Genomic DNA, 15,834 nt, shown 5'->3' with positions numbered 1-15,834 from the left:
TTACCACTTTTACAAAAGCTTAATCAGAAGGGGGAGTTGCCTCCCCCGGGTTCAGTGCCGGGCAAGCGTTTCCGGCTTGTTCAGACACATGATGCAAAGCGCGAGCGTGGTCAGGCAGTTTTCAAGCTTCTCCGCGTTAACGGCAATAAAATTCGGGCAGTCGTGACGTCCGTTCATCAAACAGACCCCGGCGATGGAGAGCACCTCGGCGGCGCGGCGCAGCGCCACTAATTCGCTTTCAGCGCAGTGCGCTTTCAGGATGGGTGCTTTTTCACGCATGAAATTGCAAAGTTCAAAGAAGTTATCACGCAGATTTTCGCTTTCGCTGACTGACATATACCCTTTCGCCTTGCGGAGTTGCAGATATGCGGCCAGGTCGATTCGGGCGTTGATCAGCTTGTTAAGCAGATCGCGTTTCAGTCTGTCAACGGACATGCTATTTCCTCCCCTGTCAGCCATGTTACCTTATTAAGGATAAGGTCATTTTTTGTACAATGTAATGCCTGAGATCAATAAACGATAACTGATTAACATTCTTTACAATGTTACAACGATTGCCCGCCTCAACTGCGCCATCAAGAGTGTATAAATCCCCCGCGATACGCTGTAAAATCCCGCCCTGATAACTCCATAATTGATGAATTTTTAACCTATGAGCAATGTTACGCACCCGCCGAAAATCGGCTTTGTCTCCCTCGGCTGCCCGAAGAACCTGGTGGACTCCGAACGCATCCTGACTGAACTTCGCACTGAAGGCTATGACGTGGTGCCAAGCTACGACAACGCCGACATGGTGATCGTCAACACCTGCGGGTTCATCGACAGCGCGGTCCAGGAGTCACTGGAAGCCATTGGTGAAGCCCTGACGGAAAACGGCAAAGTGATTGTCACCGGCTGCCTGGGCGCGAAGGTGGATCAGATCCGCGAAGTGCACCCGAAAGTGCTGGAGATCACCGGCCCGCACAGCTACGAGCAGGTGCTGGAACATGTTCATCACTACGTCCCCAAACCAAAGCACAACCCGTTCCTGAGCCTGGTGCCGGAACAGGGCGTGAAGCTGACGCCGCGCCACTACGCCTACCTGAAAATTTCCGAAGGCTGCAACCACCGCTGTACCTTCTGCATCATCCCGTCGATGCGTGGCGATCTGGTGAGCCGTCCGATTGGCGAGGTGCTGGCAGAAGCCAAACGCCTGGCCGACGCGGGCGTGAAGGAGCTGCTGGTCATCTCCCAGGACACCTCCGCCTACGGCGTGGACGTCAAACACCGCTCCGGTTTCCACAACGGCGAGCCGGTGAAAACCAGCATGGTCGGCCTGTGCGAGCAGCTGGCTAAGCTCGGGATCTGGACGCGCCTGCACTACGTCTACCCTTATCCGCACGTTGACGATGTGATCCCGCTGATGGCGGAAGGCAAAATCCTGCCGTATCTGGATATCCCGCTACAGCACGCCAGCCCGCGTATTCTGAAGCTGATGAAACGTCCTGGCTCCGTGGATCGCCAGCTGGCGCGCATCAAGCAGTGGCGTGAGATCTGCCCGGATCTGACCCTGCGCTCCACCTTTATTGTCGGCTTCCCGGGTGAAACCGAAGAAGATTTCCAGATGCTGCTCGACTTCCTGAAAGAGGCGCGTCTGGATCGCGTCGGCTGCTTCAAGTACAGCCCGGTTGAAGGCGCAACGGCCAACGAGCTGGCGGACCAGGTACCGGAAGAGGTAAAAGAGGAGCGCTGGAACCGCTTTATGCAGCTGCAACAGCAGATCTCTGCTGAACGCTTGCAGGAGAAAGTGGGCCGCGAAATTCTGGTGATTATCGACGAAGTGGACGAAGAAGGCGCGATTGGCCGCAGCATGGCGGATGCGCCTGAAATCGACGGCGCGGTGTACCTGAACGGCGAAACACAGGTTAAGCCGGGTGATATTATTCGCGTGAAGGTTGAAAACGCGGATGAGTATGACCTGTGGGGTAGCCGGGTTTAAACACCCTGCTTCCCTTTTGTAGGCCGGGTAAGGCGTAGCCGCCACCCGGCACATTCCACAGCACTACCCTTTTATCCGCGGATCCAGCGCGTCGCGCAGCCCATCCCCCAGCAGGTTAAACGCCAGCACGGTCAGGAAAATCGCCAGGCTCGGGAAGATCGCCACGTGTGGCGCAATCACCATATCCGCCCGCGCCTCGTTCAGCATCGCGCCCCACTCCGGCGTCGGCGGCTGTGCCCCTAACCCCAGAAACGACAGGCTGGCCGCCGAGATAATCGACACGCCTATGCGCATGGTGAAATAGACCACGATAGACGAGACCGTTCCCGGCAGAATATGGCTCAACAGGATGGTGGCATCGCTGGCTCCCATGCTGCGCGCCGACTCGATAAAGGTCTGCTGCTTCAGCACCAGCGTGTTGCCACGTACCAGACGCGCGAAAGCGGGAATCGAGAATACCGCCACGGCGATAATGACGTTCGCCATGCCGCTGCCCATCACCGCCACCACGGCAATCGCCAGCAGAATACCGGGAAAGGCAAACAGCACGTCGCAGATACGCATGATGATGCGGTCCCACCAGCCTTCGTAGTACCCGGCCACCAGCCCCAGCACGGTGCCAATTGCTGCGCCCATCAGCACCGCGAAGACCCCGGCCGCCAGTGAGATCTGCGCCCCTACCAGCACGCGGCTAAAAATATCGCGCCCGAGCGAGTCCACGCCAAACCAGTGCATCATCGACGGACCATCGTTCAGCCGGTCGTAGTCGAAGTAGTTTTCCGCATCAAACGGGGCTATCCAGGGGGCGATAATCGCCACCAGGATCAGCAGTAACACAAACAACCCGGCGACCATAGCGACGGGCTGACGACGGAATCGACGCCAGAACTCAACCCACGGGGTGCGAATATGGTCCGGCCTGATCCCCGGCATAGCGTTTAAAATGGCCTGGCGACGCCAGTTCAGTAATCGCATCTTACTTATACCTGATGGCCGGGTTAATGGCGGCGTAAAGCACATCCACCACTAAGTTGATAAGAATAAACTCCAGCGAGAAAAGCAGGACTTCAGCCTGAATAACCGGATAGTCACGCATATCGACCGAGTCGACCAGCAGGCGCCCCAGCCCCGGCCAGTTAAAGACCTTCTCAACCACGATAGAGCCCCCCAGCAGGAAGCCGAACTGTAGCCCCATCATCGTGACCACCGGGATCATCGCATTACGAAAACCATGCTTCAGAATGACCCATTTCTCACTCACCCCTTTTGCCCGCGCGGTGCGAATGTAATCTTCGCTCAGCACGTCGACAAACGAGGCGCGGGTAAACCGGGCCATAACCGCCGCAACGGCCGCGCCTAGCGTCATAGAGGGCAGAATGTAGTGCTTCCAGGTGTCGGCCCCGACGGTCGGCAACCAGCCCAGCTCGACGGAGAAAATCTGCATCAGCAGCATGCCCAGCGCAAACGCCGGGAAAGAGATGCCGGTGACCGCCAGCGCCATACCGAGCTTATCTGGCCAGCGGTTGCGCCAGACGGCGGCGACAATCCCCGCGCCCAGGCCAAAGACAACCGCCCAGCTCATACTGGCAATCGTTAACCAGAAGGTAGGCATAAAGCGGCTGGCAATCTCCTCCGACACCGGACGACGCGACACCATTGAGATGCCGAAATCGCCCTGAAGGACATTGCCAATGTAACGCAGAAATTGCCTGTACAGCGGCTGGTCAAGACCGAGCTGTTTACGCACCAGTTCAATAACCGTCGCATCCGCTTCCGGTCCGGCAATCAAACGCGCCGGATCGCCGGGCAGCATATGGACAAACAAAAACACCAGCACGGCCACAATCAGCAGCGTCGGGATAAGCCCCAGCAGGCGTTTACACACATAATTCAGCATGAGTTTTATTTCAAATCCGCGTCATCAAAGCTAAAGCCCGTATCCGGCATGATGTAAAAACCGGTCAGCGCTTTGTTGTGGGCTGAGACCAGTTTTTCCACCACCAGCGGCACCCACGGCGACTCTTTCCAGATAATGTCCTGCGCCTCTTTGTACAGGCGTGCTTTCTCTTCCGGTTTGGTGGTTTTCAGGGCATCGGCCAGATCTTTATCCACCTGCGGATTACTGTAGAACGCGGTATTGAACAGCGTTGGCGGCCAGTTCTGGGAAGCAAAAAGCGGCGACAGGGACCAGTCCGCTTCTCCGGTTGAAGCCGTCCAGCCGGTGTAGAACATCCGCACGCCGCTCTCTTTCTGTCCTTTGCCTTCCACTTCCGCCGCTCGCTGTCCGGCATCCATCGCCGTGACCCTGGCTTTAATACCCACCTGCGCCAGCTGCTGCTGGGTAAATTGCAGCACCTTCTGCGCGGTACTGTGGTTATGCGACGACCACAGCGTAGTGCTAAAGCCGTTCGGATAGCCCGCCTCTTTCAGCAGTTCCCGCGCTTTCGCCGGATCGTAAGGCCACGGCTGATAGCTTTGCGCGTACTCAATGGTTGGCGGCATCACGCCCGTCGCCGGGGTGGCGTAGCCGGCAAAGGCCACCTTCACCAGCGCCTGGCGGTTAATGGCGTAGTTGATGGCTTCACGCACCTTCGGGTTATCAAACGGTTTCTGCGTGACGTTCATGCTGATGTAGCGCTGCATAATCGACGGGCTGGCCACCAGTTCCAGCTTGCTGTTTTTCGCCAGCAGCGCCGCCTGTTCGTACGGGATCGGGAAGGCAAACTGCGCTTCGCCGGTTTGCAGCATTGCGGCGCGGGTGTTGTTGTCCACTACCGGCCGCCAGGTGATGGTATCCAGCTTCGGCAGCCCCTGCTGCCAGTATCCGGCGAATTTTTTCACCTTCACAAAATCGGTCTGGTTCCAGGTGAGCAGTTCGTACGGTCCGGTCCCCACCGGGTGAAATCCAATCTCTTTGCCGTATTTTTTCAGGGCGGCGGGGGAAATCATCGCCGTCGCGGGATGCGCCAGGATATTGATGAACGCCGAGAACGGCTCTTTGAGGGTGATCTTCACCGTCGCCGGATCAACCACCTCGGTTTGGGCGATATTTTTATACAGGTTGTAGCGTTTAAGACCGTTTTCCGGATTGCTGGCACGATCCAGGTTGACCTTAACCGCCTCGGCGTTGAAGTCGGTGCCATCCTGGAACTTCACGCCGGTACGGAGCTTAACGGTATAGACCAGCCCGTCGTCCGACACGGTATAGCCTTCCGCCAGCACGTTTTTCAGCTTCATTTCGCGGTCCAGGCCGAACAGCCCCTGGTAGAAGGATTTTGCCACAGCCTGAGAAAGAGTGTCGTTGGCATCATACGGATCCAGGGTCGTGAAGTTAGACCCCACAGCCACCACCACATCTTTCGCCGCGAACGCGGGGGCGGCGGCCAGCGCAGCCGTCACGCTCGCGGCCAGCAGCCATTTACGAGCAACAAAAGGAACCATTGTGTTCTCCTGCCTGTTGTAAGTTATAACCGCGAGAATGCATTGCCCTGACGCGGTGGTGCGACAAAATGACCGGGTCCCACCTCACGCAGCGCCACGCGCTCCAGGGTTTCGCCCCGTTTACGAATATTGCTCGGCATTTCGTCCTGCAACAGCACGCGCTGGGCGTGACGATGCTCAGGATCGGCAACCGGTACGGCAGCCATCAGCTTGCGGGTGTAAGGGTGCTGCGGGTTTTCAAACACCGCCCGACGGGGGCCGATTTCAACAATTTGCCCCATGTACATCACCGCCACGCGATGGCTGATCCGCTCCACCACCGCCATATCGTGGGAGATAAACAGAAACGCAATGCCCAAATCCCGCTGTAAATCGAGCAGGAGATTGATGATTTGCGCGCGGATAGAGACATCCAGCGCTGACACGGACTCATCCGCAATCACCACTTTCGGATTGAGGGCCAATGCCCTCGCAATGCAGATACGCTGGCGCTGACCGCCAGAAAATTCGTGCGGATAACGCCAGGCATGCTCCGGCTTCAGGCCCACGCGCTCCAGCAGCCATGCGACGCGGCGCTGCGCGGCTTCACCGTCGAGCAGGTTATGCACCCGCAGCGGCTCCATAATCGAGTACCCCACCGTATGGCGCGGATCGAGCGACGCATAAGGATCCTGGAATATAAACTGAATATCCCGGCGCACCGCCTGCAATTTACTGTTAGGGAGCGTGTCGATGCGCTCACCGTTGAAGGTGATGCTCCCCTCCTGCGACGCCACCAGCCTGAGCAGCGCCCGCCCGGTGGTGGATTTACCGCAGCCGGACTCCCCCACCAGCGCCAGCGTTTCGCCCGGCCAGAGATCAAAACTGACGTTTTCAACCGCATGCACTTCGCGCTTCACGCGATTGAGGATCCCGCTACGCAGCGGGAAACGGGTCACCAGGTCACGCACTTCGAGGATTGGCCTGCCGGGAACCACCGTATCCTGCTCGGTTTCGTCTTCCTGCTGGCCCTGTTCGGTCTGTGAGAACAGCGGAAAACGGCGCGGAAAATCACTGCCATTCATGGCCCCCAGACGCGGGACCGCCGCCAGCAGCGCTTTGGTATAAGGATGCACCGGCGCATGAAAGACCTGCTCCACCGTGCCGGTTTCCACGGCATTGCCCTGATGCATAACCAGCACCCGATCGGCAATATCCGCCACCACCCCCATATCGTGGGTGATGAAAATCACCCCCATCTCCATCTCCTGCTGCAATACCTTAATCAGTTGCAGGATCTGGGCCTGAATGGTGACATCCAGCGCCGTGGTGGGTTCGTCCGCAATGAGCACCGCCGGACGGCACGACAGCGCCATCGCAATCATCACCCGCTGGCGCATGCCGCCGGAAAGCTGATGCGGATAGCGGGACAAAATCGCGTGCGCCTCAGGGATACGCACCAGCTCCAGCATCCGTTTTGCTTCATTGAGCGCCTCATCACCGCTCAGTCCCTGATGCAGGCGGATAGATTCGGCAATCTGCTCGCCCACCGGAAAAACCGGGTTCAGGGAGGTCATCGGCTCCTGAAAAATCATCGCAATATCTGCCCCGCGCACCCCCTGCATCTGGGACGCACTCAGCTCGTTGAGATCGATAACCTGACGGTTGCGACGGCGCAACAGCATCCGCTCGCTGGTGACCTGCCCGCCCGTCTGCTCAAGCAGACGCATCAGCGCCAGCGCGGTAACGGATTTACCGGAACCTGATTCGCCAACAATCGCCAGCGTCTCGCCGCGCCTGAGAGAAAACGATAAATTCTGTACTGCGGGGATGAACTGCCGCTCTTCCTGAAACGCAATATTCAGTTGGTGGACAGCCAGCACTTCGCAGTTGTCCAGCTCTTCACGGTGCGGCACGCAATGCCCCCTTATTCACGATAAATGCCTGTGCTGGGCGCATCGCCGGCATACCCCCACGCCCGGTACATCCCTTCACTGTTGAACGGCAGAGCCACGTTGCCCTCCCGATCCACCGCAATTAAGCCGCCAATCCCGCCCAGCGCCGGCAGTTTCTCCATCACTACCCGCTCGCAGGCCTCACTCAAGCTTAATCCGCCATAATCCATTAGCGCGGTAATGTCGTAGGCCGCCAGCGCGCGGATAAACACTTCGCCGGTGCCGGTGCATGACACCGCCGCGGTGGCGTTATTGGCGTAACACCCGGCCCCCGGCAGCGGGCTGTCGCCGACGCGACCGGGAAGTTTGTTGGTCATACCGCCTGTCGACGTCGCGGCGGCGAGATTACCGGCTTTATCCAGCGCCACCGCGCCTACCGTGCCCATTTTGCTGCGTTCATCGAGCGGCGCGGCATGGTCCAGCTGCGTCATCCCCGCTGTACGGGCCTCCAGCAGTTGCCGGTAACGCTCCTCGGTGGAAAAAAGATCGGGCGAGACCGTGTCCATCCCGTGCTCGACGGCAAATTTTTCCGCCCCCGCCCCGGCCAGCAGCACATGCGGGCTTTGTTCCATCACCAGACGCGCGGCCAGCACCGGATTACGCAGACGGCTGACGCCCGCTACCGCGCCCGCCTTCAGGGTGACGCCGTCCATCACGCAGGCATCCAGCTCGTGCGTTTCATCGCGCGTAAAGACCGAGCCAATACCGGCATTAAACAGCGGGCACTCCTCCAGCAGACGTACTGCTTCGGTCACCACGTCCAGCGCGCTGTCGCCCGCTTCCAGCATCCGCTGGCCTGTTTCCACAATGGCGTTCAGCGCATCAATATAACGCTTCTCCTGCTCGGGACTGAGCTGTGCACGGGTGATTGCCCCGGCACCGCCATGAATTGCGATAACCGCTTTACTCATTTCGCATCACCCATCAGCCTGGCTGGCTGCTTTTTCTATAAATATCATTATCGTCGACGAATCTTCAGATGATTTTTGAATATAGAAAGACGCAACTGTGATGTAAAGCGTACACCCATCGGGTCATACAGTTAGCCGCACTTTTCTGCCATAATGAGCGCTTTCGTTGTTACTCCGCAGGAGCCCACCATGGATTTTACCGCCGGACTGATGCCGCTTGAGACGGCACTCTCGCAGATGCTTGACCGCATTACTCCACTGCACGACGTTGAGACACTGCCGCTTGTGCGCTGTTTTGGCCGTATTGCCGCGCGCGATATCGTCTCGCCGCTGAACGTGCCGGGGTTCGATAACGCGGCGATGGACGGCTATGCCGTACGTCTGGCGGATCTGCAAACGGGTCAGCCGCTGCCGGTGGCAGGTAAAGCGTTTGCCGGGCAGCCGTTTATCGGTGAGTGGCCAGCGGGCACCTGCGTGCGCATTATGACCGGGGCACCGGTGCCAAAGGGCTGTGAAGCCGTGGTGATGCAGGAAGAGACCGAACAAACGGACGACGGCGTGCGCTTTACCGCCAGCGTCAAAGCGGGACAGAATATCCGCCACATCGGGGAAGACATTACCCTGGGCGCAACGGTCTTTGCCGCCGGGCAAAAGCTGACGGTCGCCGAACTGCCGGTGCTGGCATCGCTTGGCATCGCGGAGATTGACGTGGTCCGCAAAGTGCGCGTGGCGGTGTTCTCCACGGGAGATGAGCTACAGCTTCCGGGTCAGCCGCTGAACGAGGGGCAGATTTACGACACCAACCGTCTGGCGGTGCACCTGATGCTTGAGCAGCTGGGCTGTGAGGTGATTAACCTCGGTATCATTCCTGACGATCCGCAAAAACTGCGCGCGGCGTTTATCGACGCTGACGCCTCTGCCGACGTGGTGATCAGCTCCGGCGGCGTATCGGTTGGCGAAGCGGATTACACCAAAACCCTGCTTGAAGAGCTGGGCGAAATCGCCTTCTGGAAGCTGGCGATTAAACCGGGCAAACCGTTCGCGTTTGGCAAACTTCCGCACAGCTGGTTCTGTGGCCTGCCGGGTAACCCGGTCTCTGCCGCGCTGACCTTCTACCAGCTGGTGATCCCGCTGCTGGCGAAGCTTTCAGGCAACAATGCCAGCCCGCTTCCGGAGCGTGTGCGCGTGCGGGCGGCAACGCGCCTCAAAAAATCACCGGGCCGTCTCGATTTCCAGCGCGGCATTCTGGCGCGCAACGCCGACGGCGAGCTGGAGGTGAGCACCACCGGGCATCAGGGTTCGCACATCTTTAGCTCCTTCAGTCAGGGTAACTGCTTTATCGTGCTGGAGCGCGATCGCGGCCACGTTGAGGCGGGCGAATGGGTTGAAGTGGAACGCTTTAACCACCTGTTCGGAGGCTGACATGACGGTGGAACTGAGCGACCCGGAGATGATGCGCTATAACCGCCAGATCGTGCTGCGCGGGTTTGATTTCGAGGGCCAGGAGGCGCTCAAGGCGGCCAGCGTGCTGGTTGTGGGCCTGGGCGGGCTGGGCTGCGCGGCGGCGCAATACCTGGCTGCGGCGGGCGTCGGCAGCATGACGCTGCTGGATTTCGACACCGTGTCGGTGTCCAACCTGCAACGCCAGACGCTGCACAGCGACGCGACGGTCGGTCAGCCTAAAGTGGAATCAGCACGCACAGCGCTGGCGCGCATTAACCCCAACGTTCAGTTCACCCTGATTGACGCGATGCTGGATGACGACGCGCTGTTTGCCCAGATTGCACGGCATGACCTGGTGCTGGACTGCACCGATAACGTCGCCATTCGCAACCAGCTCAATGCGGGCTGCTTTGCCCATAAAAGGCCGCTGATTTCCGGCGCGGCCATCCGCATGGAGGGGCAAATCACCGTCTTCACCTACGCTGAAGGAGAGCCCTGCTACCGCTGCCTGAGCCGTCTGTTTGGCGAGAATGCGCTGACCTGCGTCGAGGCGGGCGTGATGGCGCCACTGGTTGGCGTTATCGGTTCCTTGCAGGCGATGGAGGCGATCAAAGTGCTGGCGCACTACGGCACGCCCGCAGCGGGTAAAATCGTGATGTATGACGCGATGACCTGCCAGTTCCGCGAGATGAAGCTGATGCGTAACCCCGGGTGTGAGGTGTGTAGCCAGTAAAAAAGTCGGGTGGCGGCTTCGCCTTACCCGACCTACAACGGCTCGAACGGCGCCACCCGGCAACAGCGATGCAAACGTAGGCCGGGTAAGCGTTAGCGCCACCCGGCAACCGCATCAGACAGACGTCCGTCCAAACGCCCCCTGCCAGTCCTGCTCAAACTTCACAATTGCCGCATCCACGGCCGGAGAGGTAATAAACTGCTGCGCCACGTCCAGCGGCAGCGTGATGGATTCGCACCCTGCCAGCAGGCAGTCCAGCGCCTGGCGCGGGGTTTTAAAGCTCGCCGCCAGCACTTTTGACTGCGGGGCATGCAGGGTCAGCAGCTGTTGCAGTTCGACTACCGTCTGGATCCCGTCCCCGCCCTGCGCGTCCACGCGGTTCACATAAGGAGCCACATACTCAGCCCCCGCCAGTGCGGAGAGCATCCCCTGTGCTGCGCCGTACACCGCCGTACCCAGCGTCGGGATCCCTTCTGCTTTCAGCATTTTGATCGCCGCCAGCCCTTCAGCGGTCACGGGCACTTTCACCACCAGGTCATTGATTATCGCGCGCAGCTTACGTGCGTCTTCCACCATTCCCTCGGCGGTCTTCGCCATCACCTGAGCGAACAGCCGGCCCTTGCCGCCCAGCGCGTCGTGCAGCGCGGGCAGCAGCTCTTCCAGAGGCGTTTTACCCGCCGCCACAATGCTTGGGTTAGTGGTCACGCCCGCCAGCGGGAAGATACGCGCCAGCTTTTTGACTGCCGCAACGTCAGATGTGTCGAGATAAAGTTCCATGATGTCACCCTCAAAATTAGCCTGCACTTACCCTATCACAGCAAAACCTGCTCAGGAATTGACCCACATCAAGATAACTTTCATTCGAAAGTAATTTAATCTTCATATGTAATTCGAGGGCAAGAAAATGATCTTCAATATACAGCGTTACTCCACCCACGACGGCCCCGGTATTCGAACCGTGGTATTCCTGAAAGGCTGCTCGCTGGGCTGTCGCTGGTGTCAGAACCCGGAAAGCCGCTCCCGCACGCGGGACGTCCTGTTTGATGCCCGTCTGTGCCTGGACGGCTGTGACCTGTGTCAGCAGGCCGCGCCGGGGTGTGTTGAACGCGCGCTGAGCGGGCTGGTCATTCATCGTGAGACGCTTAACGACGAGACGCTCACTGCCCTTACCGACTGTTGCCCGACGCAGGCGCTTACCGTCTGCGGTGAAGAGAAGCAGGTGGAGGAGATTATGACCACCGTGCTGCGCGATAAGCCCTTCTACGACCGCAGCGGCGGCGGGATCACCCTCTCCGGCGGCGAGCCGTTCATGAACCCGGCGCTGGCACACGCCCTGTTTAAAGCCAGCCATGAACAAGGCATTCATACCGCCGTTGAAACCTGCCTTCACGTGCCCTGGCATTATATCGAGCCGTCACTGCCGTATGTCGATCTGTTCCTGGCGGACCTGAAGCATGTGGACAGTGACGTATTCAAACAGTGGACCGATGGCTCAGCCAGACGGATCCTGGACAACCTGAAGCGCCTGGCTGCCGCCGGGAAAAAAATCACCATTCGCGTGCCGCTGATCCAGGGCTTTAACGCCGATGAAACGTCGGTTACCGCCATTACCAATTTCGCCGCCGACGAACTCGGCGTTCACGATATTCATTTTCTGCCGTATCACACGCTGGGCATGAACAAATACACCCTGCTCGGCCAACCCTACTCTGCCCCTGACAAACCGCTGGATAACCCTGCCCTGCTGGACTTTGCGCAGCAGTACGCCTGCCAGAAAGGGTTAACCGCGACCTTACGAGGATAAACCTATGACAACCCTGAATCTCAACACCCTCAGCGAGCGCATTAAGGCGCACAAAACGGCGCTGGTGCATATCGTTAAGCCGCCGGTCTGTACCGAGCGCGCACAGCATTATACCGAAATGTATCAGCAGCATCTGGACAAGCCGATCCCGGTACGTCGCGCGCTGGCCCTCGCCCACCACCTGGCAAAACGTACCATCTGGATCAAACACGACGAGCTGATTATCGGTAACCAGGCAAGCGAAGTGCGCGCCGCGCCGATTTTCCCGGAATACACCGTCTCCTGGATTGAGAAAGAGATCGACGATCTGGCGGACCGCCCGGGCGCGGGCTTTGCGGTCAGCGAAGAGAATAAACGCGTTCTGCATGCGATCTGCCCGTGGTGGCGCGGCCAGACGGTGCAGGACCGCTGCTACGGCATGTTCACCGACGAGCAGAAAGGCCTGCTGGAAACCGGCATCATCAAAGCGGAAGGCAACATGACCTCCGGTGACGCACACCTGGCGGTGAATTTCCCGCTGGTGCTGGAGAAAGGGCTTGACGGCCTGCGCGCGAAAGTGGCCGAGCGCCGGTCGCGCATCAACCTGACGGTGCTGGACGATCTGCACGGCGACCAGTTCCTGAAAGCCATTGATATCGTGCTGGAAGCCGTAAGCCTGCACATCAAACGCTTTGCCGACCTGGCGCGTGAAATGGCCGCAACAGAAACCCGCGACAGCCGCCGCGACGAGCTGCTGGCCATGGCGGAAAACTGCGACATCATCGCCCACCAACCGCCAAAAACCTTCTGGCAGGCGCTACAGCTGTGCTACTTCATTCAGCTGATCCTGCAAATTGAGTCCAACGGTCACTCCGTCTCCTTTGCCCGTATGGACCAGTACCTTTACCCGTACTACCGCCGCGACGTGGAGCTGGACCAGAGTCTGGATCGCGAGCACGCCATTGAGCTGCTGCACAGCTGCTGGCTGAAGCTGCTGGAAGTGAACAAAATCCGCTCCGGCTCGCACTCCAAAGCCTCTGCGGGCAGCCCGCTGTATCAGAACGTCACCATCGGCGGCCAGAAGCTGGTCAACGGTGAACCGATGGACGCGGTCAACCCGCTCTCTTACGCCATTCTCGAATCCTGCGGCCGTCTGCGCTCCACCCAGCCGAACCTGAGCGTGCGTTACCACGCGGGGATGAGCAACGACTTCCTCGACGCCTGCGTGCAGGTGATCCGCTGCGGCTTCGGGATGCCGGCGTTTAACAACGATGAAATCGTCATCCCGGAATTTATCAAGCTCGGCGTGGAACGAGAGGACGCGTATGACTATGCGGCAATTGGCTGCATCGAAACCGCCGTTGGCGGCAAGTGGGGCTATCGCTGCACCGGCATGAGCTTTATCAACTTCGCCCGCGTGATGCTGGCGGCGCTGGAAGGCGGTCGCGACGCCACCAGCGGCCAGGTGTTCCTGCCGCAGGAAAAAGCGCTTTCTGCCGGTAACTTCGGGAATTTTGATGAGGTCATGGCGGCGTGGGATAACCAGATCCGCTACTACACCCGCAAATCCATTGAGATCGAGTACGTGGTGGACACCATGCTGGAAGAGAACGTCCACGATATTCTCTGCTCGGCGCTGGTGGACGACTGTATCGAACGCGCGAAAAGCATTAAGCAGGGCGGCGCGAAGTATGACTGGGTTTCCGGCCTACAGGTGGGGATCGCCAACCTCGGCAACAGCCTGGCAGCGGTGAAGAAGCTGGTGTTTGACCAGGGCGTTATCGGTCAGCAACAGCTGGCGGCGGCGCTGGCGGATGACTTCGAGGGGCTGACCCACGAGCAGCTGCGCCAGCGCCTGATCAACGGCGCGCCGAAGTACGGCAACGACGACGACAGCGTGGACCTGCTGCTGACCCGTGCCTACGAAACCTACATTGAAGAGCTGAAGCAGTACCATAACCCACGCTACGGCCGTGGCCCGATTGGGGGTAACTACTATGCGGGCACGTCGTCTATCTCCGCAAACGTGCCGTTTGGCGCAGCAACCATGGCAACGCCGGACGGCCGTAAAGCCCACACCCCGCTGGCGGAAGGGGCAAGCCCGGCCTCCGGTACCGACCACCTCGGCCCGACGGCGGTGATTGGCTCCGTGGGTAAACTGCCGACGGAAGCGATTCTCGGCGGCGTGCTGCTAAACCAGAAGCTGAACCCGTCGACGCTGGAAAACGACAGCGATCGCCAGAAGCTGATGGTGCTGCTGCGCACCTTCTTCGAGGTGCATAAAGGCTGGCACATTCAGTACAACATCGTCTCCCGCGAAACGCTGCTGGAAGCGAAGAAACACCCGGATCAGTATCGTGACCTGGTGGTGCGCGTCGCGGGTTACTCGGCGTTCTTCACCGCCCTGTCGCCGGATGCGCAGGACGATATTATTGCCCGTACTGAGCATACGCTGTAACGGTTTATCCCCTCTCCCTTTAGGGAGAGGGTTAGGGTGAGGGGGAAATGCGCACGCTGATGCCCTCACCCCGGCCCTCTCCCACGGGGAGAGGGAGAAAACACTAAAAACGGCAACTTCGGTTGCCGTTTTGCTTTGACTTTCGAATGAAATTAAATTTGTGCTCCCCATCACCTTGTTATTAGAATGTTTCAAACGCAGTGACCCAGGAGCACAGTATGACCGTAAAAGTTATCGTCACCGATATGGACGGAACTTTCCTTGATGATGCCAAGCAGTACGATCGTGACCGCTTCCAGGCACAGTTTGAGCAGCTTAAAGCCCGCGACATTGAATTTGTTGTCGCCAGCGGCAACCAGTATTACCAGCTCATCTCCTTCTTCCCGGAGCTGAAAGATCAGATCTCCTTCGTCGCGGAAAACGGCGCGCTGGTCTTCGATCACGGCGAACAGATTTTCCACGGCGAACTGACGCGTCATGAGTCGCAAATCGTCATTGGCGAGTTGCTAAAAGACAAAGGGCTGAACTTTGTGGCCTGCGGGCTGGAGAGCGCGTACGTCAGCGATAAAGCACCAGAAGCGTTCGTGAAGCTGATGTCGAAACACTACCATCGCTTAAAACCCATCAGCGATTACCGCGAAATTGACGACGTGCTGTTTAAATTCTCCCTGAACCTGCCGGACAGCGATATCCCGAATCTGGTTGATAAACTGCATGTCTCCCTGGACGGCATCATGAAGCCGGTCACCAGCGGCTTCGGTTTTGTCGATTTGATTATCCCCGGCCTGCACAAGGCCAACGGCATCAGCCGCCTGCTTAAACGCTGGAAAGTCTCACCTCAGGCGTGCGTCGGCATTGGCGACAGCGGCAACGATGCGGAAATGCTGAAGCTGGTGAAATACTCCTTTGCGATGGGCAACGCGGCGGACAGCATTAAAGAGGTCAGCCGTTACACTACCGACGATAACAACCATCAGGGCGCGCTGAATGTGATTCAGGCCGTGCTCGACGCGCACTCCCTGTTCGACGCCTGATCCCCCTACCTGCCGGAGCCTCGCTCCGGCCTCTCACTCTTTTCCCATCCTGTGGCACCCGTCAAGGTTTTAAACTTGCATTAACTTTTTTTTAACTTAAAGTATCACTTGTAGACACT

General features: G+C 58.7%; 13 protein-coding genes. 6 read left to right on the top strand and 7 right to left on the bottom strand.

All coding sequences use genetic code 11. The features are described 5' to 3' along the window. Positions 1–51: 51 nt before the first annotated feature. On the bottom strand, positions 52–435 hold the full coding sequence (gene bssR / locus IMQ56_RS03780) for a biofilm formation regulator BssR (RefSeq protein ID WP_032620009.1): 384 nt from the start codon (positions 433–435) through the stop codon (positions 52–54). A gap of 217 nt (positions 436–652) precedes the next feature. Here bssR and rimO point away from each other — a divergent pair, with 217 nt between their 5' ends. Then, the gene (gene rimO, locus IMQ56_RS03775) at positions 653–1,978 is read left to right on the top strand and encodes a 30S ribosomal protein S12 methylthiotransferase RimO (protein WP_017693743.1); all 1,326 of its coding nucleotides are present in this window, start codon (positions 653–655) and stop codon (positions 1,976–1,978) included. Positions 1,979–2,041: 63 nt separating this feature from the next. On the opposite strand, the gene gsiD is transcribed toward rimO, so the two are convergent. From gsiD to iaaA, 5 genes are read right to left on the bottom strand one after another with little or no spacing between them, the layout of a single operon-like run. Next, positions 2,042–2,953, bottom strand: coding sequence for a glutathione ABC transporter permease GsiD (gene gsiD, locus IMQ56_RS03770; protein WP_039271244.1), 912 nt, complete (start codon positions 2,951–2,953; stop codon positions 2,042–2,044). Between the two features lies 1 nt (position 2,954). Next, positions 2,955–3,875: a glutathione ABC transporter permease GsiC gene (gene gsiC, locus IMQ56_RS03765; RefSeq protein WP_006809475.1), complete on the bottom strand. Its 921-nt coding sequence runs from the start codon at positions 3,873–3,875 to the stop codon at positions 2,955–2,957. 5 nt (positions 3,876–3,880) lie between these two features. Further along, positions 3,881–5,419, bottom strand: coding sequence for a glutathione ABC transporter substrate-binding protein GsiB (gene gsiB, locus IMQ56_RS03760; RefSeq protein ID WP_015571028.1), 1,539 nt, complete (start codon positions 5,417–5,419; stop codon positions 3,881–3,883). 23 nt (positions 5,420–5,442) lie between these two features. Then, positions 5,443–7,314 (bottom strand): glutathione ABC transporter ATP-binding protein GsiA, encoded by a 1,872-nt coding sequence (gene gsiA / locus IMQ56_RS03755; protein WP_023296179.1) that lies wholly within the window; start codon positions 7,312–7,314, stop codon positions 5,443–5,445. A gap of 11 nt (positions 7,315–7,325) precedes the next feature. Next, entirely contained in the window at positions 7,326–8,264 is a 939-nt protein-coding gene (gene iaaA, locus IMQ56_RS03750; RefSeq protein WP_015571030.1) for a beta-aspartyl-peptidase, read from the bottom strand. A gap of 189 nt (positions 8,265–8,453) precedes the next feature. On the opposite strand from iaaA, the gene moeA reads away from it, so the two are divergent. Beyond that, entirely contained in the window at positions 8,454–9,686 is a 1,233-nt protein-coding gene (moeA, locus tag IMQ56_RS03745; RefSeq protein WP_196063708.1) for a molybdopterin molybdotransferase MoeA, read from the top strand. A 1-nt stretch (position 9,687) separates the two neighbouring features. Further along, entirely contained in the window at positions 9,688–10,440 is a 753-nt protein-coding gene (gene moeB / locus IMQ56_RS03740; protein WP_063136421.1) for a molybdopterin-synthase adenylyltransferase MoeB, read from the top strand. Between the two features lie 114 nt (positions 10,441–10,554). On the opposite strand, the gene fsa is transcribed toward moeB, so the two are convergent. After that, the gene (gene fsa / locus IMQ56_RS03735) at positions 10,555–11,217 is read right to left on the bottom strand and encodes a fructose-6-phosphate aldolase (RefSeq protein ID WP_017693747.1); all 663 of its coding nucleotides are present in this window, start codon (positions 11,215–11,217) and stop codon (positions 10,555–10,557) included. Positions 11,218–11,344: 127 nt separating this feature from the next. On the opposite strand from fsa, the gene IMQ56_RS03730 reads away from it, so the two are divergent. The 3 genes from IMQ56_RS03730 (at position 11,345) to IMQ56_RS03720 (ending at position 15,715) form a co-directional block, all read left to right on the top strand. Continuing rightward, entirely contained in the window at positions 11,345–12,244 is a 900-nt protein-coding gene (locus IMQ56_RS03730; protein ID WP_063136422.1) for a glycyl-radical enzyme activating protein, read from the top strand. 4 nt (positions 12,245–12,248) lie between these two features. Further along, entirely contained in the window at positions 12,249–14,681 is a 2,433-nt protein-coding gene (locus IMQ56_RS03725; RefSeq protein ID WP_015571035.1) for a formate C-acetyltransferase/glycerol dehydratase family glycyl radical enzyme, read from the top strand. 218 nt (positions 14,682–14,899) lie between these two features. Continuing rightward, complete coding sequence (locus IMQ56_RS03720; RefSeq protein ID WP_017384898.1) at positions 14,900–15,715, top strand: Cof-type HAD-IIB family hydrolase; 816 nt, start codon at positions 14,900–14,902, stop codon at positions 15,713–15,715. Positions 15,716–15,834 lie beyond the last annotated feature (119 nt).

Origin of the sequence: Enterobacter sp. Res13-Sevr-PEC09-46, assembly GCF_015672585.1 — a bacterium.
GTDB lineage: Bacteria > Pseudomonadota > Gammaproteobacteria > Enterobacterales > Enterobacteriaceae > Enterobacter > Enterobacter hormaechei_C.
The sequence above is the reverse complement of the archived record's forward strand: the minus strand, read 5'-3'. Positions and strand labels throughout refer to the sequence as shown.